This window comes from Vibrio cyclitrophicus (assembly GCF_024347435.1).
Lineage (GTDB): Bacteria > Pseudomonadota > Gammaproteobacteria > Enterobacterales > Vibrionaceae > Vibrio > Vibrio cyclitrophicus.
The window spans coordinates 936,544-962,222 of record NZ_AP025481.1; the positions used below are offsets into that span (position 1 = coordinate 936,544).

The following is a 25,679-nucleotide window of genomic DNA, read 5'->3' on the forward strand; positions in this document are numbered from 1 at the left end:
ATTGCTCATTTAGCCTTAGACATTAAATTGCTCTAAGGCTACCGCAAAGTCCCATAAACAAAGGTAATAACGATTATTCCTGTACAAGCCCTACTTAAAGGTTCTGGGAAGATATTTTCGTGGTTTATCGTTATGAGTTTCACGCTGGATGGCAATCGTTCTGTTCTTCCTTGCTCCAACTTTGATTTGATACCAAGTCTCTAAAAACAGCGCAATACCAGGGCTAGACCACCACGTTTTATTGTAGAGCTTCTTATTGGCGGCAAGGACATCTGGCGATCGATTAGCACACTCAAGTGCTAACGCATAAGCTTCAGCGTAAGGATCTTCTGCAATCTTGGTCACCAATCCATATTCTTTCGCAGTTTCACAGTCGATCACCTTCGCGGTCATCGCCATTTCCAAAGTATGATCCTTACGCATGAGTTCACGAAATGCGATGGCGCCCCCCATGTCAGGAATCAAACCCCATTTCGCTTCTAATACCGAGAAGTTGGCGTCTGGGCTAGCAATTCTAAAATCACCGCCGCTGACTAACTGTAGACCTCCTCCCCAGCAACGCCCATGTATCGCAAAAATCACCGGGCATGGGATATCTCGCCAGCCAATAGAGAAGTATTGCGCAGCATTCGGCAACGTTGGCCACCATTTAAATAGAAGCTTCAATGCCCCAGCTTTACTATTCAATAAAGACTTAACATCAAGCCCTGAACAAAAATCCGCGCCATTCCCCTTCACTATAACAACGCGAATCTCGGTATTCTTTTTTAGCTCCCTGATCATAGTGTTAACGCCTTGAAACATCGCCATATCAATAGCATTCAGCTTATCTGGACGGTTCAATACTACGGTCGCGATTTGGTTTTCATCGATGGAACAAGTGATACGAGAAAGGTCGGTCATGTGGGCTACTCAACTAAGTGGTCAGACCTTTAGGTTATACATCTTGTTAACATATGCAAAGTTTGCGTATGAGAAGCGAGACCTGTGTTGCTTAACACCTCCCCTTTACACAAACGACATGAATAAAAAAAGCAGTGATGGATCGCTCCATTCACGGCCTTTCATACTTGTTCCAATGAACAATGAACCGAGCTCTTAACTTACTAACCGCTAATTTACGCTCTTCGAGATTTCAGTAACAAGAAGATGAAATAACTGCCGCCAATAATAGAAACTAAGGTTCCTGCCGCAAGCTGCGCGGGGAACACCACCACTTGACCTAGCCAATCGGCAAATAGCATCAATGCTGCGCCAATCAAAAACGCCAAGATAATCTGCTCTCGAACCAAACGAGCCCCTACCATTGCAGCGATATGCGGAGCTAACAAGCCGACAAATGCGACAGGCCCCATGGTGGTTGTCACGACCGAACATAAGATCGCAACAATACACAACAAGGCGACGTAGGCGATGTTGATATTCAACCCTCTGGCACTCGCGAACTGACGTCCAGTCGCAATTAAGGTCACCCAACGACTCAACAATAGAGCAACACCTATGCAAGCCGTAATCACGACAGCCATTATAGTGGCAGACTCAGGTTCAACACGATAGGTAGACCCTGCTAACCAAGCCAATAAGGTGTATTTCCCCTCACCTACTCGCGTTAGAGAAAATTGCACCAAAGCTTCCAGTACTGCGGTCAGCGAGATACCTGTCAGGATCAGAATAGACGGTGCAAACTGATGCTTCTTGCCAAGAAATAGCAATAAACAGAGTGCAATCGCACTGCCTAAAAACGCAACCCACGGGCTTAGTGAGTGAATCGAGTATCCCATAAACAGACTACTGAAAATCAGCGCTAACACCGCACCTGCCGATACGCCAAGAATGTCTGGGCTTGCAAGTGGGTTATAAACCAACCTTTGTAAAATCACACCAGCCACTGCCAAACCGCCACCAGCGAATATCGCCGTTAACATTCTCGGCCAACGAATCGACCATTCAAATACATCGGGGATAACGAAGTAGCCCATATCTGAAGAAGGCTGAGACAATGTACTCAACGCCAGCAACCCGAGGATCATCGAGCCCAACAAGAAGTAAGCCAAAGATGAAATAGACTTCGGCCCTTTAGGCATCGAGAAAAATAGCTGATCTTGAGCAGACATTTGCTTGCGAGCAATAATGATCAACGCTGGAGCACCAATCACCGCGGTTGCCGTCCCTGTTGGAATCATATCTAAAGACCATTGCGCCAAGAATATCGCCAAGCTGTCGGTGACACAGAGTAATAACGCACCTAATACACAGCTTGCGACGAGTTCAGATTTGGCCTTTAGAAAACCTAAATGCCTAGCAATGTTTGGAGCTATCAAGCCGATAAAGCTGATCACGCCTACCGAGGTAATCGATACTGAAGCCAACCAAACGCCAACCGCCATCAATACAAAGAATGTTGCGCCAATATTGAGCCCGCGCGCTGCTGCCCCTTCAGTCCCGATCGAAAGCAAAGTCAGGATTCTTGGCGCCAACAAGAAGATGGCGAAGATCGGCAGCAACTTAGGCATCAGCCAAATTATTTGTTCCCAACCGTTCTGTCCTAGATCGCCCGCCCCCCATACAAACAGATTTTGAGCGTACTGGTCGTTAAGCAGAATAATCGCCGTTGCAAATGCCCCTAGCAATAAGTTGATCGCCATGCCCGCCAATACAATTGGCAAGCCGCTCATATTTTTGATTCCGACAATCGAAACAATCAGCCCCATAGCAAGCAATGCCCCGACTAGCGCAAACCAAACCGAATATTGAGCAACTAACATTGGCGCCACCACATTCAGAATAACCAAACCAAGCCATGCACCTGATGATGTACCTAAAGTTAACGGCGACATCATGCGATTCTGAGTCAGCTGCTGGAACAAACTACCTATGGTGCCAAGTGTTCCACCAACCAAGATCGCCATCACCAAGCGAGGTAAATTGACATAGGTTAACGCCATCAGCTCGAATGAATCATCGACCATTACGTTGAATGTTGCGATATCACTGATCTGTGAGGCTTGCTGAAGCAACTCACCAATAGGGCCAAATTCCGACTGCCCTAACCACAAATGAATAAGGGCAGCACAAAGCAGCGCAGCCCCCATCATAAAACCACTGGATTTCATTACTGCTCCGCTAGCGTCAACAACGAGTGCGCCATGGCTTCTGTGTTATACAAAATCGACATTGCACCGCCGTAACTCCAACTTGCGGCTACTGGACTAAATTGACCATTACGAACAAAGGGCATGCTCTTCCAAACCGGAGAACGGTCTAGCTTGTCTTGATATGGGAAAGGTTCAAAGTAAAGCGCAATCCCCTTCTTCACGTTCTTAAGCTCGGTCATACGCTTTTGACTGATACCCCACTGACTTGCAGGAAGATCCATCGCATTGTCAAAGCCAAGCTGCTCAAGTGCATATTGTGGAATAGAGTTATCACCGTAAATGTATACAGAAGTCGTGCTCGCAAAACGGAAAGAGGTAACTTTCGGCTTGTCGCCTGGATACGCTTGGTCTAACTCAGCTTTTAGAACAGCGATACGTTCATCCATTGCGGCCAATTTTTGGTTCGCTTGTTCTTCTTTACCAAGCAATTGACCTATCTTCTTGAAGTTCTCGATAGCCGCCGCTGCATTGCTGTGCTGGTCACTGTATGTTTGGTAGTAAAGCACGGGCGCAATTTCAGAAAGTCGTTGCTGAAGATCTTTCTGAGGCGAAGCGATAAGAATCACATCAGGGTTTAGCTTCTTCAAAGCAGAGAAATTAGGCTCAGTTCGAGTGCCAATATCTGCCACGCCTTCTGGAATCGCAGGTTGAACAACCCAATCTGTATAGCCAGCGATATCAGGCACTGCCACTGGTGTTACACCGAGTTCAATCACTTGTTCGGCTATGTCCCAGTTCAGCGCAGCCACTCTAACAGGCTGAGCTTCAAGGGTTTTAACACCCTCACTGTCTTCAACTTGAAAGTTGGCCATCGCTTGAGCTGATAACAACAAGCTCAATGAGACAATGAACGAACTCACTTTAGGGACACGAGAAGTAAAATAGTTGGCTTTCATATAATCACTGTCACTTTTTAATTGTTTATTTAACGACAAAAGCAGCCCACACAGGCTGCTTAGATTTATGTATTCAAATAAATTAGAACTCGTAGTTCACGCTGAGTTCTACAGACTGCTCAGCACCGAACCAGCAGTTCGATTGATCGTAACAGGCATAGTATTCTTCATTGAAGATATTATTTACGGCTAAGTTAGCAGTAGCGCCTGATAAAGTATCACTCGCTACACCTAAGTCATAACCTACAGACAGGTCAACCACTGTGTACGCAGGTACTTTACCTTGAGTATTACTCGCATCCATTTGCATTTCGCCAACATAACGAGCACCAGCACTGAATCGGGAGCCCGCTAGCATGCCGTTAAATACGTTGTAGTTAGCCCACAAGTTCGCAGTATGTTCAGGTACATAGATTGGCGTAGTGCCCTCTAGGCCATTACTCGTGTCTTCTGTTATTTCCATATCGACGTAAGTGTAAGCTGCCGCAATATCAAAGTTCTCAGTAGCAAACCAACGGCCTGATAGTTCAGCACCTTGCGATACCACTTCACCCACTTGAATTCTTGGTCCATAGACGTTTGTCGGATCTGTCATCAACATATCTTGCTTAACAATATGGAATAAAGAAACCGTCGCTTCTTTCGACATATCATCAGACAGGTATTTCACACCAATCTCAGCTTGCTGCGCCATTTCAGGATCAAATTCGTTGCCACTCTTATCAACACCCGGAGCTGGCTCGAAACTGGTCGCGTAACTCGCAAATGGAGATAGACCATTATTAAGTTCGTATAAACCACCTACACGATAAGTAAATTGCTTGTGATCAGATTCATGTGCGTAGTAATCGCTTTCTGACTTGTAGTGATCAAAACGAGCACCTGCAATTAGGACAAGAGCATCTAAACGAACTTGGTCTTGAAGGTATAAGCCAAGTTGGCTTGATGTGGTGTCATCAAGATACTCACCCGTTTTTGTTACATCGCTACGATCGAGGAGATCATTGTTAGGGTTCAACGGGTCGAAGCTATTGAAACCACTTCCGTTAGCGCTATAAGACGAGTAATTTACGTCTCCATCCATATTTTGATAATCGATACCAACTAACACATTGTGTTCTATTGAACCAGCTTTGATAAGACCACTCAATTGGTTATCAATGACAAAGCCTTTAAAGCTTTCATCTGTAGAATACAAGTATCGACTAAGTTGATTCGGCGTATTTGAATCGTAGCTCACATGGTAAGTGTTCTCTTGGTAAAGAGATGCATCGGTATAACGAGCATTCTGTAAGAATGTCCAATTATTATTGAAGTCGTGGTTAATCTTATAACCAACCATCAACACTTCACGTTCAAATTTACTCCAGTTCTTATCACCCATAGAAACAGATGGGTTGCTTGCTTTCAGAACATCTAATGGCATTGAAGAGTTGATGCCCATTGAAGGATCGTTTTGGTAATAAAGGTTGAAGTTGATTAATGTGCTGTCTGTTGCTTGCCAGTCTACAGAAGGGGCAATTAAGTAACGTTCTTCTTCAGCGTTATCAACTTGGCTATCTTGTTTGCGAGCAAGTGCGATCAAACGGTAAGAGAAATCACTGTCACCAAACTGACCAGTGGTATCAATCGAAGCTTCTTGTAGGTTTCGCGAACCTGTCGCGACACCAACCTTCGTTGATTTTTCAGTTTGCGGAGCCTTAGCGATCATGTTCACCATGCCGCCCGGTGGCATCGCTCCATAAAGTACAGAAGTCGGTCCTTTAAAAATCTCAACTTGTTGCATTGCGATAGGATCAATCTGCGGCTGTAAGTTCCAGCCATTCAATTGTTGAAGTGATAAACCATCATAATAGTTAACGTTATTGGTTTTAAAACCGCGTATAGAGTAAGAATCGAACATGGCTACAGAGCCACCTCGGTTTTCAGTTACAACACCCGGTGCATAACGAAGGGCTTGGTTCAAAGATTGAACACCTCGTTGCTCTAACTGTGCTTCATCAATAACCGTAATACCTTGAGGCGTTTCTTCTGGTTCAAGTGCCGATTTGGTTGCGGTATTACGATACGCTTTGCCCATAATAGTGACAGTTTCTATATTCGAATCTGCTGCTGTAATAGTATCTTCCGCCAACGCTTGCGTTGAAAACGCCGTCAGCAACGCAACTGCCAATGATGAATACTTAAAACGAGTGTGAGTGGTCATAATTCCCTCGGTACCAATGCTTAATATAAATAATAATAAATCTCATTTGCATTGTATGTATCTATGAATGGGATAATTAACAATTTGGTGCAAATTCCAAAAGAACTTGACTTATTTTGACTAAAAAGCAGCCAATTGATGATTAAAACGGCAATTAGCTGTGATGAGAGGGAGGGCTTTATAGAAAGAAATTTGAATAGATATGACTACGATTTTATAATAGGAACCCAATATTCCATTTCGGCATCAGCGGCGTGCGCTTGATAGCTAAATGGGTATACTTCGAGTTCGTAACCATCCACACCGCGATAACCAGAGTTCGGCAGCCAATTAAGAACAAACCAACTTAAGGTATGTCGCAGGTTTTCTATAGGACCACAATGTTTGACCACGGCGTAGGTTTGCTTAGGGATAGTTAACACCTCTAATTTATCAGAGATAATGCTCGGTAATTGAGGGATTGATATTCCATCGTGTAACTCAACGCCAGCCCAATAATGAATATTCGTGCCATCAAAGCAAGACTGAGTTAGGTCGACGACACCAACAAGCTGAAGCACATTATCGTTTGGAATCGTAACTTCATGTTCTAAACGAGACCAAAGTTGTGGAACTTTTTGTGCGAAGTCTTGTGTCAGTGAAAATAAACCGCTGATTTCTGATGTCATACCCTTAACAAGAAATGACTCTCTCTCATCAATACGAACTTTCACAAAACTGAGAGCACCATGATCAGCAGCGCTTTTAGTTTCAGAAACCTGAATCGGCTTTCTAAGCCCAACTCTTTTGCCTGCTTTTCTATATTGGCTCGGGCTAACCCCAAACATCTGCTTAAACGAACGACTAAAACTAATTTCTGAGTTGAATCCAAGACCAAGTGCAACATCTATCACACGTTCTTTTCCATCAAGTAGCTCTTCCGCAGCTTGGCTCAGCTTAAGCTCCCTTACATAATTGGCTACGGTGAGCCCAGTTTCGGCTTGAAACACCCTTTGTAACTGCCAACGAGACCAACAACTTTGCTTAGCAATATCTTCTAGAGATAACGCAGAACTAAGGTTCGTATGGATATATGCCAGAACGCGACTGATGCGATCAAATGCTGGTGTGTTCATATTCAAGCTTTCATCTTCTCTTTAGTTGGCAGTGGCAAACTGGGTTCACCCGTACTTTTATCATTTAACAAGGTCTTTATCACTTAAAACAAGCAGTCCATGTACTGTTTATAAGTATCAAAAACGACCAACGTTCGAAGTAGATGCTCCAATTTGTGTGGTTCTCCTCGATTATGTTCGCTATGATAACGCAACTGATTCTCATTTGATGGTTTAAAATGCTTTCCCAACTACACAATATTGTCACTCGTAGGAGAGCCCCTTCTCTGCACCAAAAAATCTTCGCTTATTCAAAACAGGTAACCCCTTACCTAAGCGGTAGTTATGGTTCTCTGAGCAGTAAAAGCATCGCAATAACGAATGTCCAGAGTCATATAGAGATCAAACGCGTTTATGATGGCATTGCACAGAGTCACCCTGAAGCAGGCAAAGCCTATTGGTTAACTCGAACTTGGGATCTCGTTTGTTGGCAACCGATTTATGTGACTTTCATTTCTATTTATGGGCTTCGTTCGTTGCCTGATATTAAGAATATTGGCCAGTTTAGGTACAAAGAATTTGTCACAGGTTATCGCTTCTTTAACGGTGATCATCAACACGGTACACCGGAAGAATTGATCCCACATGCCGGCAAAGCCATTCTTGATCTTACTGAGTTTTATCGTAGCCAAATAAGTGAATGGACCCGTATTCGACCAGGGTTTACCAATCACTTACTGGCTGATTTGTTGTTAGCCAGTTTGATAAAACTACAACAACATGAACCGAGCCTGACTAACGACTACATCACATCGCAAGCTAAGCTTTGGTTAGACGCATGCCAATTACCTGACAGCCACTTAGACAGCCTTAAGATTGATTCAGGTTCAGGTATGCTTAAACTGATCAGAATCAGTTGCTGCCTCGTCTATAAGTGTGACTCGGGGAAATATTGTGACGACTGTCCTAGGCACCCTGACAACAGAAAAACCGCTTAGCAATACCCATTATTTTAAAAGACCAATATAGAGAGCCGCTTTCATTAGGCACTGTCATTGGTCTTGATACAGGACCGATATGTTTCAGCTTTCAAATATCAACATCGTTCGAGACAACCGAACTATCCTATCTGTTGAAGACCTTATTATTCCGACCGATGAACTCACCGTCGTTCTGGGTCACAACGGTTCAGGGAAATCAACGCTAGTTAATTTGCTATCCGGACAAATGGCTCCAGATTACGGCACAGTTCAATTAGAAGGCGCTTCCCTGTCCTCGTTAAAAAGCAAAGACTTAGCCAAGAAAATTGCCTATCTGCCTCAAAAATTGCCCGCTTCTGCAGGTTTAACGGTGGAAGAGTTGGTTCGTTTAGGTCGCTTCCCATGGAGAGGAGCATTAGGCCGTTGGAACTCTGAAGATAAATCTATTATCCAACGAGCAATGGAAAGAACTGGCGTTGCTGAATTCTCACAGTCACTTGCGGATGATTTATCTGGCGGCGAACGTCAACGAGCGTGGGTCTCGATGTTACTGGCTCAGCAATCGCCTGTACTCATCCTTGATGAACCAACTTCTGCATTGGATGTTCACCATCAGTTTCAGTTAATGGGTTTGCTTTCTGAACTCAACAAAAAGGAAAACGTTGGGGTGATCGTCATTTTGCATGATTTGAACCTTGCACTGCGTTACGCTACACATATTGTCGCTCTAAAAAAAGGACAGATAGCATTTGAAGGCAGCGCCGATAAGTTGCTCGATGAACAAGCATTGTCTGCACTGTATGAATCACCTATCCGATTGATCGATCATCCCGTTCCAGCTAAGACAGCCGCGAGTGAAAAAGTGGCGGTAGTCTGCGAATAGTTCACGCTTTCAAGCGCTTTAAACCAACTACTAGCCCCATCCCCCCCCACCACCAAAAAAACAAAGGCCACTGAATCTCAGAACTTCAATGGCCTTCTTGGAATTTTTACTCGCTAGTTAAGCTGAGACTCTCTCGCTTCTTGGCTACTAAAACCACGCAAAATATTAATCAGAGTAACCAGCGTGAACACAATGATCACGAGCGATAGGTGCCATGCTTCCCCGAGTCCTAATTGGACTAGCCCCATACTCACCATTGAAGATACGACCATTTGCCCACCGCCCGACATCGCAGCCGCCGCGCCTGCGTTCTTTTTATATGGCAACATCACCAAAGCTTGAGCACAAGGTAACGCGATACCATTACCAAGTATCATCAAGAACTGACCAATCATTAAGTACAGTGGTTCAAGTGGACAGAAGAAAAGCCACAAGGCCGCACAGATATGCAATATAGGTGTGCATAACAGTGTTTTCTTATTACCTAGTATCGGACGAATACGATTACAAAGACTTGTTCCGCCAAGCATGCCTAATGCAGGAATCACCGCCCACATCGCGTATTCGTCGGATGTCATACCGATCTGGTTTTGCATGATAAACGGCATCACTGACACAGTAGTGATCATCAAGCTAAAGTTGAGCCAGCCTATACTCGCAAAGCTCATGAAATAACGAGAGGTGAGTAATTCCTTGTATTGTGCAATCATTTTCTTTGGTGAAGGAATCGCCGAGAATTGAGTGACCGTTTCTTTAAATTTGAACGCCAACACGACCCAAGCAAAAGATACGTATCCAAGTAACGAGATAAACACCATGCTCCAACCAAAGTGGAAGTTGATAAACCCACCAATAACGGGCGCGATCAGAGGTGTAATAGATGCAACCATTGCGATATAGGACATTGCCAGCGGCAAATCAGAACCACTAAAACGATCTCGTGTTGAGGCACGAGCCAGTACCGCACAGCAACCCGTACCTAAACCTTGTAAGAACCTTCCCATTACTATGTTGGTGAACGAATGACTGAAGAATATAATCATCAACAAGCCAAGCATTGCGATTAATAAGCCGCTTAGCAGTACTTTTTTACGTCCCAGAGCATCAGAAATAGGGCCATAAATAAATTGAGAAGGGCCAAAACCTAACAAATACACACTCACCAAAAGCTGAGCTTGCTCTAGTGACACATCGAAGTCTTTGGCAATCCAAGGTAAAGAAGGAAACACCAACCCCATACTGAGTTGGCCAATGCTGATGACCAAACACGCGAGTAAGATCGATTTAAAATCAAATCGACGACTCATGATGTAAAGTATCCAAAAGAACAGCTGTTTTGAGATCGGGTGGTTTGAGAATAGATAGCTTGGCTTTCTACCTGACAACTTAAAAACAGAAAAAATAGCGAAGATGTTGCAGGGGTAATATTCATTATGCTCCGAAAGAATCGAATAGAAGGTGGCAGAATAAACATACGCCAGCTTGTTTGTTCATACAATATTAGTTGAGAGAAATATGTGAATAGTCACTTTTCACTCACCCTAACTTTCCAACTATTAGACACAAGCGCTAGACTAACAAAAAGAATGATCATCAAGGGACTTCAATGAACGTTTATCATCGCTTTATTTCCTGTGCTTTAGCACTCGTTGCATCAGGTCCAATAGCTTCACCAAAGTCTTATGCATGGCAAGCTGAGAAGATCACCGATAGCCTCGTTATTCCGTGGGGGCTGGCTTATATCAACGATGACTCAATGCTACTCACTGAAAAAGAAGGCGTCATTAAGCACGTTGATTTAAAGACAGGTGAGCAAGAGACTTTATTCAGACTACCAAATGTGTGGGCTAAGGGCCAAGGCGGTGCATTAGATATCGCTCTATCCCCTTTTGAACAAGATAAGTTGTACATAACATACAGCAAAAACGTTGATGACGAAGGTGTAACGGCACTCGCCTCTGCTAATTACAGCAACAGTAAAATCTCAAATTGGAAAGACGTGTTTGTATCAAAATCCAGAACGGACACTGGGCGTCACTTTGGTAGCCGAATCACCTTTGATGAGACTCACCTTTACTTTTCAATAGGTGATCGGGGCGACCGAGATAATGGCCAAAACACAATGACTCACGCTGGTTCGATCTTACGATTGAATCCAGATGGAAGCGTGCCAAGTGATAACCCATTCATTGATAATAATAAGGTTCTGAACGAAATTTGGAGTTTTGGTCATCGTAACCCACAAGGCTTGTTTTACGATTTCCCTACTAAAAAACTCTGGTCGATTGAACACGGCCCGCGAGGTGGTGATGAAATCAACCTAATAAAAGCAGGCGCAAACTATGGATGGCCAGTCACATCACACGGCAAAGAGTATTGGGGGCCGATTAGCGTTGGCGAATCTGAAACCAAAGCTGGCATTGAGCCTCCTATAAAGGTTTATGTACCTTCAATAGCACCAGGCAGTCTAATGGTTTATCGGGACGATAAGTTTCCAGAACTCAAAGGTAAGCTGTTAGCCGGCGCACTTAAACTCACCCACATCAATGTCGTTACTTTGAACGAGCAAGGTGAAGTAATCGAGGAAGAACGCATTCTAGAAAACTTAGGGGAAAGAATTAGAGACATAGAAATCTCACCCGCCGGGGACATATTTTTCAGCACCGATAATGGGAACCTGTATCGCTTAAAGGAATAAAGTGACAATCGCTCAACTACAGTTGTTCAATCGCAAAAATATTTATAAATACAAGCTGCTAAACGGATCTAAAACCTCATTTTCGGCTTTTTATGAGCCGTAATTTAATTTATGAAATTGGTGCAATTACCCTAGGTTTGTCATCAATTTCATCCACCTTTTTCACAAAAACGACAACAAATCGCCATACAACTGTAACTCCATGATATTTAAGGAATGCAAAGTTTGACTACCCCCAAATTTCTGCAACCTTTCACTATGTATTCGATTGACTATCCCTTGATTTGATTTAGACTTCATCTCGGCTAGAAAGAAAGTTCTTTGTATATAAACATTTCGTTGGATTACTAGTAACCCCGTTGTGTTGTACGCAATAGCAATAAACTTTTCCACGCTATCAGTGCCACAATTGGCTCACTATAAAAATTAAATTTTAGGATATAATCATGTCTAACACAGTTACTGGTACAGTAAAATGGTTCAACGAAACTAAAGGCTTCGGCTTCATTCAACAAGAAAACGGTCCAGACGTATTCGCACACTTCTCTGCGATCACTGGCGACGGTTTCAAAACTCTTGCTGAAGGCCAAAAAGTTGAGTTCGTAGTATCTCAAGGTCAAAAAGGCCCACAAGCTGACAGCATCAAAGTACTTTAATTTAGTATTTTAAAGCTTTCTAAAAATAGCCAGCCTCTGCTGGCTATTTTTTTACCCGCTATTCAGAGATTTAAGGTAATATTCCCCCTCACTATTTCTATCTAAGACACCCCTCAATGGCTCTTAAACCGACAATCTATAAGTTTCGACTCTCTCTAACTGATATGAATCGCGACTATTACGACTCTTTCAATCTAACGATTGCACAACATCCGTCTGAAACAGAACAGCGTATGATGGCTCGTATCATTGCATTTTGTATCAATGCATCTCCTGAACTTGAATTCACTAAAGGGTTGTCTAGCATTGAAGAACCTGATTTATGGCAGAAATCATTAGATGATCAAATCCTAGATTGGATTGATGTTGGCGAGCCGGATCCAGAGCGTGTTAAAAAAGCGACTCGCTTATCTAAGTCAGTGCGTGTATTCAGCTTCAACACTAAGTCGAACGTTTGGTGGGAGCAAAACAAAGGTAAATTCGGTTACCTGAAAGCTCAAATTGTACGTTTAGACAACGATGGTATTGAGCAGCTAGCAGCAATGACACAACGTACAATGGATCTTTCAGTGATGCTGTCAGGTAACTCTGCGTTTGTGAATAGCGACACGCAATCTGCGGAGATAACATGGGAAGAGCTACAGAGTAATGACTGAGCTACCAACTAACAGTCAGCAGAAACTTGAAGCAAACCAGCAAGCCAAAACCAAACTTCACGTTTGTTTAAAAGAAGCCGGTTTAGACTCAGTAACCGCGATTGCGACAGGTTTTGAGAAAGAGCTAACGTCTTTTATCGACGAAAACCATGCTCTGTTTAAACATGCTTGTGAGAATAAGCCCGATAACTCTGCACGCCAGACTCTGCTTGGACTGCTAACAAAAGTACATATCGATGTCAGCTATCGCTTCGAAAGCAATAAAGAAGCCAGTGAGGCGATGCAAAATGTATTCGATAATACCGTTGGCAATACGCACAGTGACAAGTTTCAACACTCTAACGCGCAACAGTTAACGTTAATCACTCATTTATGGCTCTTCATTCAAGGGCGACTCGGTATGGATTACAGCCTAGCTAATGATCATGCTGAAGTAACCGCAAGATTACTGTCTCGCTTATTGAGAAGCAGTGATGATGAGATTCGCGTAGAGTTCATGGGTAGCTTTTATGATGGGTTAAACATCTATCAAGCCGAGAACAAGCCATCTGGTTTTATTCACCACTTTAAGCGTTTGTTTAATCTTTCTTAAGTATTCCACCAGCTGCTGTACCCCAATTTGCGCTTTATAGATTCTGTAGAGCGCATCTAATTTCCGTTCCAATCCACCTCTCGAAAATGCAGATTCCCTATTACGCTCGTTCCTCACTTTAGAGAATGACGAAAGTGACTAAGTCGCTCATTCTGCAAGATCAGCAGCGTTTGCTTCTAAAAGGCTGGCGTAGAATACACACTGAACCCTCACTCTCGTATTTTACCTCACACGCTGCCATCCTCGAGAAGGAGGAACGACTGAGTCGGGTTCTCGTATCAAGTCAGAAAGCACACAGATAAACAGACTCCCTACTCCGCTCATTCTTCACTCTAGGGAATGACGAAATTCGCAGTTATTGTAGTCAACTTAATTACAAGTACAAAAAAGCCTCGCAGAAAGCGAGGCTTAGAATATTTATTTTTAACGAACATCAATTTACAGAGGCTAAATCGCGTTCATCAAATAACGAAACGTATTAACGCAGACCATGTAAGAACTCGTGGCGCGTTGCTGGGTTTGATCTGAAAATACCGCCCAGAGCTGTCGTTGTCGTTTCGCTAGTTGCGTCCATCACACCGCGTGATTTCACACAGTAGTGAACAGCATCCATAGTTACAGCAACATCATCCGTTTCTAGTAGCGTTTGTAATGCAACAAGAATTTGCTGCGTCATGCGTTCTTGAACTTGAGGACGTTGAGCAAAGAAACGAACGATACGATTGATCTTCGAAAGACCAATAATCTTGCCTTGAGGGATATAAGCTACGGCCGTTTTACCATCAATAGTCACTAAATGGTGCTCACAGGTACTGGTCACGGTAATGTCTTTTACACGAACCATTTCGCGAACACCCATCTTGTTTTCAATTACGGTGATTTTAGGAAAATTGGCGTAATCCAAACCAGAGAAAATCTCATCCACATACATTTTAGCAATACGCTGTGGTGTTTCTTCCAGACTGTCGTCCGCAAGATCAAGTTCAAGGAGAGTGAGAATCTCACGCATATGATGTTCGATTCGTTCCTTTTTCTCTTCTCGGCTCACCTGGTTAGGACACATTGGTGTCTCTAATCCACGGCTTGCTAGCGCATCTTTAACCAACTTCGCTGATTCGCTAATACCTGGCATTGAACTTCCTCTTCTATTACCCCTTTTGGATGGCAAACAAGGATACTCGGAATTTTGAAGAAATACACCCATATTTTAAGGGAGGTCATTATTTACGGGGCTTAAACTATGCTAAAGTGACTTCAATTTCGTCGGCGAGTTTTAATAAGCTCAGAAAGGCCGAGCACCTAAATCAAAATAATAACGATCAAGGATTTCAATTATGGGCTGTTGCGACGCTCCGGGCTTAATGCCAATTGAAGAAGCACTAGATAAGCTGCTATCACCAATCAAACCAATCCAAACGACTTTATCTCTGCCTCTTGCTGAAGCATTAGGTTATGTCCTTGCTGAAGATATTCTTTCCCCTATTTTCGTACCTCCTTTTGATAACTCAGCAATGGACGGCTATGCACTGCGCTTAGCAAATCTAGAGAACGGTAATGTACTACCATTAGCAGGCAAATCTTTTGCAGGCCAACCGTTCGAAGGTGAATGGCCAAGCAATACCTGTATTCGCATTATGACTGGCGCAAAGATCCCTGAAGGTTGTGACGCCGTCATCATGCAAGAAAATACGGCCGAAACTGAGGCTGGTATTGAGATTCAACAAGACAACATAAAGCTGAACAATAACATTCGCCCTACTGGTGACGACATCAAACAAGGCGATATCGTTCTTAGTCGCGGTGAGCGTTTAACACCTCGTGACATTCCAATGATTGCTTCATTGGGTGTGAGCCACGTGACAGTGTTACATAAGCCTAAAGTCGCTTTCTTCTCTACTGGCGATGAACTAAAACCATTAGGCCAACCGCTTGAAGACGGTCAGATCTACGACAGTAACCGTTACGGTATTAAACCATTAATCGAAGCCTTTGGTTGTGAAGCTATCGACTTGGGTATCATCCCAGATTGCCCTGCAACGCTTAAAGAAACGTTCGAGAAAGCACAGCAAATAGCAGATGTGGTCGTGACTTCTGGTGGCGTGAGTGTTGGTGAGGCGGATTACACCAAAGATATTTTGGAAGAGCTTGGCCAAATCGGCTTCTGGAAACTGGCAATCAAACCGGGCAAACCGTTCGCATTCGGCGAATTGGATAACGCGTGGTTCTGTGGCCTACCGGGTAACCCTGTATCAGCGATGATGACCATGTATGTTTTAGTTCAGCCAATGTTGGCTAAACTTGCAGGTCACACAGCATGGACAGCACCAGAATCGATTCCTGCTATTACTAAGTCTGCATTCAAAAAAGGTCCAGGCCGTACTGATTACCAACGTGGCATCTACTCGATTGAAAACGGTCAGTTTGTGGTAGAAACAACTGGCAACCAAAGCTCTGGTGCTTTCCGCTCGATGAGCTTGGCAAACTGCTTTGTGGTACTAGAACGTGAACGTGGCCGTGTTGAAGTAGGCGAAACGGTTCAGATCCAACTGTTTAACTCGACGCTTTACTAACGAGGCTTGCTGATGGAAATACTGTCCGATGCTGAGATGCTTCGCTACAACCGTCAAATCATTCTTAAACAGTTTGATTTTGAAGGCCAAGAAGCGCTGAAACAGAGCTCAATCTTGGTGCTGGGTGCCGGCGGTTTGGGTTGTGCCTCTGCTCAATACCTGGCGACTGCCGGTATTGGTAAGCTCACGCTGATCGACGATGATGTTGTTGAGCTTTCAAACCTGCAGCGACAGGTGCTTCACACCGATGCTGACATTGGTAAGAAGAAGGTCGACTCAGCCGCAGAATCATTGCAGATGTTAAACCCACACCTAAAAGTTGAGACCGTCGATCATAGACTTGATGACCAAGCGCTTGGAAAGTTGGTTGAAGCACACTCGCTTGTTCTTGACGCCAGCGACAACGTAGAAACGCGCAATCAATTGAACCGTTTATGTTACGCATCAAAAACACCACTTGTTTCTGGTGCTGCAATTCGTATGGAAGGTCAGATTAGCGTATTCACTTATCAAGATGACAACGCACCCTGCTACCAGTGTTTGAGCGCTCTATTCGGCAATGCTGCTCTAAGCTGTGTTGAAGCCGGCGTTATGGCGCCTGTTGTCGGTATGGTGGGCGCAGCTCAAGCTTTAGAAGCGATCAAGGTGATTGCAAAATTCGGGCAACCAAAACAAGGCAAACTCTTGATTCTCGATGCCATGTCACACAGCTGGCGTGAGATGAATTTAATGAAAATGCCTAATTGTTTGGTGTGTGGGTAGACTAACTCATATCCACTCTTATCGAAAACCTAAGCCTTGACTAAAAATCAGGGCTTTTTTGTAACTCAAAATAGGAATCCTAGATTGCCCTGTCAATTTGAAATAGCACATGAGATTTAGGTTTCATTTGAATTCTCATTTTGAGAAACCAAAAACAATAGAAATAAAGTAACATAAAATCAGCAAGTTAAAAATGGCATATAACTTGATTAAGTATCTATAACTTCCATCACAAGGATGTAGATATGAGAACTACAACGTTAAGTTTGCTATTGAGTGCACCCCTATTCGCCAACGCCGCACCATTCGACACTTGCCCGAGTCAGGCTTACCTCTTTCAGTCTAAACCCGTCGAGGTTTGGGGTGTAAACCTAGTGACAGGTTCAACCACCCTGTTAGAAGACGACACGGGTATGAATGCCAACATCAACGGCGTCGGTTTCGATTTCGAAGACAGATATATTTATGGTTATGACACCACCAACAAACGCTTGGTGCGTCTTGGCAAAGACTTCCAAGCAGAAATTATCAATACCAGTGGCTTACCAACCGATCACACCTTTTATGTAGGTGACGTATATGGCCACGTTTACTACTTATACCGCACGGGCAAAGGGCTATTCACCGTTGACCTATCTCCTTTAGATGCTGATCCAAATGCGACCGTCACTGTAAATAAGATTGCAAACAGCCCCGCAACTGTAAAACTCACCGATTTTGCTTTTCACCCAAGTGATGGCTCTTTATATGGTATAGATAATGACTCCGGAGGCTTATACAGCTTCAATCCTAAAACTGGTACCGAAACCTACATCGGTGACACAGGAGAAACAGGAACATTCGGAGCTGGCTATTTCGATGTAAACGGCTACTACTATGTGTCACGAAACCAAGACGGTAAGATCTACCGCATCAACTTATCACCAGAAAACGCTGCCAACATAGCCGCTGGGATTGTTCCTGCGGTTGAGTTTGTATCGAATGGTCCAGCGTCTGGACAGAACGATGGTGCTCGTTGTGCAAATGCCCCAGTTGTAGATGAAGATTCCAGCATCGATTTCGGCGATGCGCCAGACAGCTACCTAACTCTACTCGCAAGTAACGGCCCAAGACATGAGCTTGATGGCAACACATGGTTAGGAACAACACCTCCAGATGCTGATTTGGATGGTTATGTCACACCACAATCTGATGAAAGTGTCGGCATTGATGACGAGTGGGCAAACGGTGGTATCGGTTTTGTTACCGCACTTGAAGCCGGACTCGATTCAAAAGTGGTGATTGAAGCTTCAACAACCGGTTATCTTTCAGCTTGGATTGACTGGAACCAAGATGGCAGTTTTGATGGCGCTAATGAGCAAGTATTTACCGATTACCAACTGGATGCAGGTGAGAACGACTTGTTCCTTAACGTCGACATCAACGCACTTACTGGTACTACTTGGGCTCGCTTTAGATTCAGCCAACAAACCAATCTAAGCTACTTTGGCGGTTCTACATCCGGTGAGGTCGTTGATATTCAAGTGGATGTGCTTAACGACGGAGCCACAGCCCGCTACTTCCCTAGTGCTTCTGGCTACGCCACTCTGGCCTATGAAGATAACTGGCCTTATAAAGCTGATTACGACATGAATGATGCTGTAATTATGTACCGCATTACAGAGATACTTAAAGACGGAAAAGTAGTGAAATCCACCATCGACGGACGTCTAGCAGCCGTAGGTGCTTCATATAGAAATGGATTCGCCGTTCGACTTCCGAATCTAGATCCGAGCTTAGTGAGCAGAGGAAGCTCTTACATGAAGCACAATGGCATCTTTACGGACCTAGATATGGAAGTAGGACGCAGTGAAGCTATATTTATTGCGGCTGAGGACTTAACTTCAAAAACAGATACGTCGTGTAATTTCTACCGAACCAGTAACTCGTGTAAAGACAGCGAACAATTTTCGTTCCAAATCGGTATTACCTTAGCTGGTGACGGTGTGAGTACTGACAATTGGACAGACATGCCTTACGACCCGTTCATCTTTGCAACACCAGGTTACTATCACGGCGAAAATCTACCTCTGCATCCAGGACGCAGCTGGGAAGTTCACCTACCAGACCAAGCTCCAACCGAGGCATTTGATACCACGAATCTCTTTGAGGCTGGATTAGGCGTCGATGACAGTAATCCATCAACCGGCAAATATTTCAAAACCGCAGAAAATCACCCTTGGGCGCTGATAGTAACTTCGGACGATGAATGGGAATGGCCTTTAGAGTACGTAGATATTGTTACCGCTTACCCAGAGTTCAAACAATACGCAGAATCAGGCGGAGCTACGAACCAGACATGGTATCTATCACCTACAGACAACCAACGCTACCAACCATAAGGAGAGATGTTATGACTATTTACACAAAACAGTTTCAAGAAAATCATTACGTTGACTCAAGTCGTAACCTTTCTGAGGAAGAACATATGTCCGGGCAAAGTACTTGGAACATCAAGAAATCACTAGTCACTATTTTAGTGGTAACTCCACTGGCATTAGTGGGTTGTGGAGGTGGGGGCGGTGGTGGCAGTACATCTACTCCATCGCAATCCAGTCCGTCGACCCCAGAAACACCTTCTACTGTGCTAACAGCAAACCCTTCTCCAACTCCCGTGACAAGTACAGTCGCAGCGCAAAGCTATACAATGAGTGATCTAATAGTGCCTGACGGGTTTGACTACAGCTCTGTCGAACAGTTTGAGCTCGATATCGACATCAGTAATATCTCGACAGATCGTTCTTTCGTGACCGTTTACAGCCGTTTTAGCACAAGAGACGATTCAACCTTGAAGCCGGATTACTCCAGTAAAGTGATTGCAGGCCCATTACACAATGGCATGTTCGCCTCCAACTTTTCAGCACCGGTAAACCATGAAGCTCTCTTGATAGAGATTTGGTTTTACGATGGTCAGCCGCCATTACAACAAGTGGTATCAAGCAGTGATTCTCAGATCGTCTGGTAATCGGTCGAAACAGTTTGGTCGTCAACAGATACAAAACGGATTCTGTATCGATAGAAAGTGAGCATACGTGCTCACTTTTTTCGTTTCGTCGAATAACAGGTAATTCAGCTTTCTCAGCTGGTTCCATTCACTTTACCGCCAATCTCACTTATATTTTAAATATAACCTTCAAAGACTTACTCTCATGACTCAATTAAAAATAGGCCTATTAATCTTACTATGTGGTGTGGGCTTATTGTTGGCCCTCACCTATTTCCCGATGACATCTGAAACAGGTCAACGCATTCAAGCAAAAGTAATTTCGAACACACTCACTCAATCCCTAGATGGCCACAGGCGCTACCTCACTCTTCAAAGTCAAGGCAACGAAATATTTCGCGTTTCAATTCCACCAACGACAGACTGCCCTATTGATTCTGTGGTCGTGCTTGATACATTAAGCAATCAAATAACCGGACAAAATAGCTACCAGTTCGCCCATTGCCTTACTGCACCGTAGTACTGGCTATAGCAGTAATAGCTATCACAACAAAAAATGGACATAACAAGAATGAATCAGCCACTGATCTCACCAGAACAACTTCAACAACGTTTGCTAGAAAATCATTCGCTAAAAAGCGACCTAGTCGTCCTCGACGCCAGTATCGAGTTTCAAATTCCAAGCGAATCAGAAAAGATCAAAGGACAGATGATTCCTGGGGCTATTCGTTTTGACTACGACAAAGACTTCTGCAACAAACACACTCTACTTCCTCATATGTTCCCGACCGAGAAACACTTCAATAAACGGGCACAAGAAATTGGTATCAATCAAAACAGCACCATCGTGGTTTACGATAATTCAGGTACCTTAGCCTCTCCTCGTGCATGGTGGATGTTTATGGCGATGGGACACAACAACGTATACATCTTAGACGGCGGTTTGCCAGCATGGATAGAAGCCGGTTACGCTACAGACACTGACTATAGAACCGAAATCCAAGCCGGGAATTTTGAAGGAAGTAGTCAAGATAACTATTTTGTAAATGCTCAGCAGATTGAGAGTTACTCAACTAGCAAGAGCGCAAACATTCTAGATGCGCGCTCTCAAGCGCGTTTCGATTCAGAAGTACCTGAACCACGTGAAGGTTTGCGCAGTGGTCATATTCCAAACTCAATTTGCCTACCGTTTGCACAGGTACTCGATAACGGCAAGCTAAAACCCCAGAGTGAGCTTGTTGATATCTTTTCAACGTTAGAATTAACCCCTTCTCAACCCATGTTCTTTAGCTGTGGCTCTGGAGTAACAGCCTGCATCATTTTATTAGCGGCGAAACTTGCTGGCTATTCAGGTGAAATGGGAGTTTACGACGGCTCGTGGACTGAATGGGGTGCCAATGAACAACTGCCGATGGCCGTCACTCATAAGTAATTCGTTTTGCTCAATGCCATTGATAGCATATACTACGCATGCATAAGAGCTTACAGATAATAAGGACTCCTTACAAAGTAAGCTCTTTATGGCTGAGATATCTCATCTTAGTTTGAAACTAGCACAATCTAAAAACGGTTGATTCGAAAGCGTGGTTGTTTGATAAGTAAAAACTGTGATCAGCTCTAGGTTAATCGTTATCGTTATTTTTGTAGTTAATATTTCGCTCAAGAATCTCAGCTTGTAGTCGTTACACTATTTAATCCTTGATACTTTATTCATCGATTTGTTACACGCACAACGCTGACAACCTAATAGTTTGTCACTTGCAATCAGTTAAAAGAAGTAACTAACAAAAGGCACCCTATGGCTCTATTTAAGAAAAACATCTGGTCGCTGTACGCTCTGATCGTACTGCTTACCCTGATGCTTTTCGCTGGGCTGGGCGTCACTAAATGGCAGTCAAACAGAAATGACTTCACAGAGCAGCAGCATATTCAAGTTGAGCTATTTTCAAGCTCTGTCAGCTCACTATTAACCAGTCAAGAAGCCTTATTGGAAGTAGTTGGGCACCAGTTAGCCCAGCAGTCTGACTTTACACGGACGGCTTCGATTCAAATTCGACCTATTCTAGATAAATTACTTGATACACACCCTGCTATTGCTGCATTTGGCTTACTCAATACTCAAGGTGATTACCTTTCAATTAGCTCAAATCTTCAACTATCTGACCAGAAAAATCTGCTCCAGTACAAAGAAACAAGATCTTCATTTTTGGACGCTATGGCGAGCGAGAAAATGGTGTTGGGTCGTACTTACTTTCAAGAATCTTTAAACAGCCTCATTATCCCAATGAGGAAGTCTATTTCAATCGATGGCAAAAATATTGCTGCGGTTATGACTGCTGGCTTACGTTTGGACAGCACAATAGTTTTTGAAAACAATGCGCACGCCGGTAGCTACAACACATTAACGTTACTTCGACTCGACAACTACCGACAGTTTTTTTCCAGCGATATCGAATCACTCGATGCCTACTCAGATCCCGTTGGGCAGGATGTAATGAAACGCATCTCTAAGAGTTTTAATGAGCAAATTGGCATAAGCATCAAAGACGCTGCAACAGGAAAAAACACCTATTCTTTTGTCATCAGTGACGAGAAGTACCACGCTTTGTTAAGCGCTAAATACATCCCAGATTACAAACTTTGGGTCGTTGGTCGTACTGAGCTCTCTTATGTCGATAACATCTTTATCAATGAGTTCGGTATTCTTCTCATTATCTTTATCTTTCTGCAGCTAGGTTTCTACTTTTTGGTTAAATCAATCGCCAAGAACGAGCAACGAACCCGAAGCCAACTCATTTACCAAGCTAATCACGACCCATTAACGTCCCTACCCAATCGCTTATACATGCGAAGAAACATTCATAATTGGGTAAAAAATGAGTCAGAGCAATTCTCTCTACTATTTATCGACATCGATAATTTTAAATGCGTTAACGATACTCACGGACACGATTTCGGTGACAAAGTACTCAAACAGATTGCATTGCGTTTAATGAGATTCCGCTCACGCTTGAGCTTAGTGGTACGGGAATCCAGTGATGAGTTTTTGTTCTTAACGCCATTAACCAACGAACCCGAGATTAAACGGCTCGCAGAAAGAATTATTGATGTGCTATCTCAACCTTATGAAGTTGAAAATTCGCAGTTTTTGTTAGGCTGTAGCATTGGTATCGCTCGTTTCCCTGAACACGGGAAAGATTTAGATAGCTTGCTCCGTTCTGCCGACATTTCAATGTACAAAGCAAAACAACAGCAAAACTCATACAGTATTTTTACGACAGAAATGCAAGATGCCCATATCTACAAAATGCGAGTGGAACAAAGACTACGCATTGCTATCGAAAAACAAACTCTATTTATGGTTTTTCAACCACTGGTCCGCACCGATAAGAGCATTCATGGCGTTGAAGCACTGGTGCGTTGGATTGATGACGAGCTTGGATTTGTTCCGCCCGATGTCTTTGTACCCATAGCTGAAAGTACTGGCTTAATGCAAAAATTGGGCGCTTTCATCATTGAATCGAGCGTCATGCAAATCGCTCATCTACATAGAACGACTGAACAAAACATTGGATTGTCGATTAATATATCGGTTCGCCAGTTTTCTCATAAGTCGTTCTCTGAACACTTACTCGCTACGTTAGAAAAATATCAATTTTCTGCTCATTGCCTAACATTAGAGATTACCGAAAGCCTATTCATTGAGGACGTAACCTTAGTGAAACCTATTTTCCAAGCCTTGAAAGAGAAGGATATAAAAATATCTCTCGATGACTTCGGTACCGGCTACTCCTCATTAAGTATGCTGAAAGTTCTCCCTATTAATGAGCTTAAAATTGATAAGAGTTTCATTGAGAACATCGCTATAGACCAACAGTCGCTCACGATGGTACAAAACATCATTGCGATAGGCAAAAACTTTGGCATGGTGGTATTGGCAGAAGGCGTAGAGTCCAACGAACACTTCTCTATTCTAAAGGCGTGTGGGTGTGATTTAATGCAAGGCTATTACTTCTCACGACCTATTCCTTACGATCAACTATGTCAGTTTTTAGCCACCACTCTAACTGAGGAAACGGATCTAACCGTGTCTCTATCTTAGTTTTGATTATTTGGTATAAATAGTCGCATATTACTGATACTAAAATCTGATCAACACCAACAGTTTTGTACACTGAGTTAAGTGAGTACAATCACTACTGATTTGAACCATGACGAGCAAGAAGAAACATATTATCCATTCTCCTGAATAAATGTCGCTTAGGTAAAATATCCATTTTGACTGGAGCAGAGCATTCGTAAGAACAACAAGGGATAGGACAATAAAGTATATCTCCTTTGTCTTCTCTTTAGTTTTTATCAATCAGTTCAACATGCTTCATTTGCTCATCCAAGTTAAGTACCGTTAAAGCATTACTTACACTAGTTGCAATCACATCTACCACACCAGTTCTTAGTGCGCCTAATAGAGCGAGAGGTTTACTGTTCTCAGCTGCAATAGCAATAACTTCAGCAATTGGGCGAAATTCTTCCAAGGCCAAACCAATCACACGGTCACTCATTACTGTATTGGCAGCTTTGCCGTGTACATCGAAAAAGTCGTAACCCGCAAAGTCACCGACGACACCTTGTAACAACCTCGATTGAACGACTTCACCAGGTGTAAACCAACCTAAATCGACCATATAGCTGTTTTCACTCATATCACCAATACCCACTAATGCGACATCGGCTTTACGAGCTAGATCGAGTGTTTGCTTAACGGTGCTGTTCTCCATAAACGCGGTTTTTTGTGCTTTATTCTCTGCATAAGCGGGGGCGTATAAGGTTTCTGATGAACCGCCGTACTTCTTAGCCAACTGTCTGCATATATGGTCGGCGTTAAACATACCACCTCTCGGGTGAATACCGCCGATGCCACATACAAACTTACAGTCACGTGGCGTGATAACACCAGTATGGTGAGCAACCGACGATACGTTTCGGCCTTGGCCAACCGTCACCACCATGCCATTTTTCAATGTGCTGGTAAGATAATTAGACACCAAGCCTGCTACTTGAAGACGTTGTTGTTCTTCATTCGGCTGGTCTAACGCAACCAGAGCACGCTTCACACCAAAACGTTCAATCAAACGCTGTTCTATCTTGGCACTGAATACTGGGTGATATTTCACGGTTATCTCAACAATACCTTCATCTCTGGCTTGTTTGAGCATTCGACCAACCTTTGCACGAGAAATAGAGAACTTTTTGGAAATCTCTTCCTGAGTCGCGCCATCTTGATAATAAGCGACCGCGACTTCAGTGAGGAGATCAGTGTTTTCTTCGGAAACATCTTGGATATTCTTACTCATATACCACTCAACCAATATTTAACAATTATTTTACCTGCTTGGAGGACTAATGTTCGATGCTTAAGCATGTGATACACAAGTTTACACCCCGAGCATATGTAACAACAAGGAACATTTGTTCAGGGTGTTAACCAGGTTTTTAACGGTGACAAATTAACGCCATATTAGCTGTTAAACGTTTGCTTATAGTCCCC

General features: G+C 43.4%; 21 protein-coding genes. 13 read left to right on the forward strand and 8 right to left on the reverse strand.

The window, feature by feature from the left end; translation table 11 throughout:
* Positions 1-90: 90 nt before the first annotated feature.
* From OCW38_RS19155 to OCW38_RS19175, 5 genes are all read right to left on the reverse strand, one after another.
* The gene (locus OCW38_RS19155; protein ID WP_016796281.1) at positions 91-903 is read right to left on the reverse strand and encodes a crotonase/enoyl-CoA hydratase family protein; all 813 of its coding nucleotides are present in this window, start codon (positions 901-903) and stop codon (positions 91-93) included.
* A 215-nt stretch (positions 904-1,118) separates the two neighbouring features.
* On the reverse strand, positions 1,119-3,113 hold the full coding sequence (fhuB, locus tag OCW38_RS19160; RefSeq protein WP_016785344.1) for a Fe(3+)-hydroxamate ABC transporter permease FhuB: 1,995 nt from the start codon (positions 3,111-3,113) through the stop codon (positions 1,119-1,121).
* Positions 3,113-4,051 (reverse strand): iron-siderophore ABC transporter substrate-binding protein, encoded by a 939-nt coding sequence (locus tag OCW38_RS19165; protein ID WP_016790287.1) that lies wholly within the window; start codon positions 4,049-4,051, stop codon positions 3,113-3,115. Before OCW38_RS19165 ends, fhuB begins: the two co-directional genes overlap by 1 nt.
* Positions 4,052-4,133: 82 nt before the next feature.
* Positions 4,134-6,257, reverse strand: a complete 2,124-nt coding sequence (locus OCW38_RS19170) for a TonB-dependent siderophore receptor (RefSeq protein WP_261895758.1) — start codon at positions 6,255-6,257, stop codon at positions 4,134-4,136.
* A 206-nt stretch (positions 6,258-6,463) separates the two neighbouring features.
* Positions 6,464-7,372, reverse strand: coding sequence for an AraC family transcriptional regulator (locus OCW38_RS19175; RefSeq protein ID WP_016785346.1), 909 nt, complete (start codon positions 7,370-7,372; stop codon positions 6,464-6,466).
* A gap of 218 nt (positions 7,373-7,590) precedes the next feature.
* Between OCW38_RS19175 and OCW38_RS19180 the strand changes: the two genes are divergently transcribed.
* Together OCW38_RS19180 and OCW38_RS19185 are read left to right on the forward strand one after the other, a co-directional pair.
* Positions 7,591-8,349, forward strand: coding sequence for a siderophore ferric iron reductase (locus OCW38_RS19180; RefSeq protein WP_010430396.1), 759 nt, complete (start codon positions 7,591-7,593; stop codon positions 8,347-8,349).
* A gap of 79 nt (positions 8,350-8,428) precedes the next feature.
* Positions 8,429-9,214 carry an ABC transporter ATP-binding protein gene (locus OCW38_RS19185; protein ID WP_010430399.1) on the forward strand — a complete coding sequence of 262 codons (786 nt, stop codon included), beginning with the start codon at positions 8,429-8,431 and terminating at the stop codon, positions 9,212-9,214.
* A gap of 113 nt (positions 9,215-9,327) precedes the next feature.
* Here OCW38_RS19185 and OCW38_RS19190 read toward each other — a convergent pair whose 3' ends face one another.
* Positions 9,328-10,521 carry a multidrug effflux MFS transporter gene (locus OCW38_RS19190; protein ID WP_010430412.1) on the reverse strand — a complete coding sequence of 398 codons (1,194 nt, stop codon included), beginning with the start codon at positions 10,519-10,521 and terminating at the stop codon, positions 9,328-9,330.
* 299 nt (positions 10,522-10,820) lie between these two features.
* On the opposite strand from OCW38_RS19190, the gene OCW38_RS19195 reads away from it, so the two are divergent.
* The 4 genes from OCW38_RS19195 (at position 10,821) to OCW38_RS19210 (ending at position 13,816) form a co-directional block, all read left to right on the forward strand.
* A complete protein-coding gene (locus OCW38_RS19195; RefSeq protein ID WP_016795034.1) occupies positions 10,821-11,912 on the forward strand; it encodes a PQQ-dependent sugar dehydrogenase in 1,092 nt (363 codons plus the stop codon).
* Positions 11,913-12,358: 446 nt separating this feature from the next.
* Entirely contained in the window at positions 12,359-12,568 is a 210-nt protein-coding gene (locus OCW38_RS19200) for a cold-shock protein (RefSeq protein WP_010430417.1), read from the forward strand.
* Positions 12,569-12,684: 116 nt separating this feature from the next.
* Complete coding sequence (locus OCW38_RS19205) at positions 12,685-13,224, forward strand: YaeQ family protein (protein WP_010430419.1); 540 nt, start codon at positions 12,685-12,687, stop codon at positions 13,222-13,224.
* On the forward strand, positions 13,217-13,816 hold the full coding sequence (locus tag OCW38_RS19210; protein ID WP_010430422.1) for a hypothetical protein: 600 nt from the start codon (positions 13,217-13,219) through the stop codon (positions 13,814-13,816). Before OCW38_RS19205 ends, OCW38_RS19210 begins: the two co-directional genes overlap by 8 nt.
* 478 nt (positions 13,817-14,294) lie before the next feature.
* Here OCW38_RS19210 and folE read toward each other — a convergent pair whose 3' ends face one another.
* Complete coding sequence (gene folE / locus OCW38_RS19215) at positions 14,295-14,948, reverse strand: GTP cyclohydrolase I FolE (protein WP_261895762.1); 654 nt, start codon at positions 14,946-14,948, stop codon at positions 14,295-14,297.
* A gap of 202 nt (positions 14,949-15,150) precedes the next feature.
* On the opposite strand from folE, the gene moeA reads away from it, so the two are divergent.
* From moeA to OCW38_RS19250, 7 genes are all read left to right on the forward strand, one after another.
* Positions 15,151-16,386 carry a molybdopterin molybdotransferase MoeA gene (gene moeA / locus OCW38_RS19220; RefSeq protein ID WP_010430428.1) on the forward strand — a complete coding sequence of 412 codons (1,236 nt, stop codon included), beginning with the start codon at positions 15,151-15,153 and terminating at the stop codon, positions 16,384-16,386.
* A 12-nt stretch (positions 16,387-16,398) separates the two neighbouring features.
* On the forward strand, positions 16,399-17,148 hold the full coding sequence (moeB, locus tag OCW38_RS19225) for a molybdopterin-synthase adenylyltransferase MoeB (protein WP_010430430.1): 750 nt from the start codon (positions 16,399-16,401) through the stop codon (positions 17,146-17,148).
* Positions 17,149-17,393: 245 nt separating this feature from the next.
* Positions 17,394-19,529 carry an LruC domain-containing protein gene (locus OCW38_RS19230; protein WP_261895765.1) on the forward strand — a complete coding sequence of 712 codons (2,136 nt, stop codon included), beginning with the start codon at positions 17,394-17,396 and terminating at the stop codon, positions 19,527-19,529.
* A gap of 11 nt (positions 19,530-19,540) precedes the next feature.
* The gene (locus tag OCW38_RS19235) at positions 19,541-20,152 is read left to right on the forward strand and encodes a hypothetical protein (protein ID WP_010430435.1); all 612 of its coding nucleotides are present in this window, start codon (positions 19,541-19,543) and stop codon (positions 20,150-20,152) included.
* A 184-nt stretch (positions 20,153-20,336) separates the two neighbouring features.
* A complete protein-coding gene (locus OCW38_RS19240; protein WP_010430437.1) occupies positions 20,337-20,651 on the forward strand; it encodes a hypothetical protein in 315 nt (104 codons plus the stop codon).
* Between the two features lie 51 nt (positions 20,652-20,702).
* The gene (locus OCW38_RS19245) at positions 20,703-21,563 is read left to right on the forward strand and encodes a sulfurtransferase (protein ID WP_016785392.1); all 861 of its coding nucleotides are present in this window, start codon (positions 20,703-20,705) and stop codon (positions 21,561-21,563) included.
* A gap of 366 nt (positions 21,564-21,929) precedes the next feature.
* Positions 21,930-24,233, forward strand: a complete 2,304-nt coding sequence (locus OCW38_RS19250; protein WP_010430441.1) for a putative bifunctional diguanylate cyclase/phosphodiesterase — start codon at positions 21,930-21,932, stop codon at positions 24,231-24,233.
* Positions 24,234-24,480: 247 nt separating this feature from the next.
* On the opposite strand, the gene OCW38_RS19255 is transcribed toward OCW38_RS19250, so the two are convergent.
* Positions 24,481-25,485 carry a sugar-binding transcriptional regulator gene (locus tag OCW38_RS19255; protein WP_010430443.1) on the reverse strand — a complete coding sequence of 335 codons (1,005 nt, stop codon included), beginning with the start codon at positions 25,483-25,485 and terminating at the stop codon, positions 24,481-24,483.
* Between the last annotated feature and the right edge of the window lie 194 nt (positions 25,486-25,679).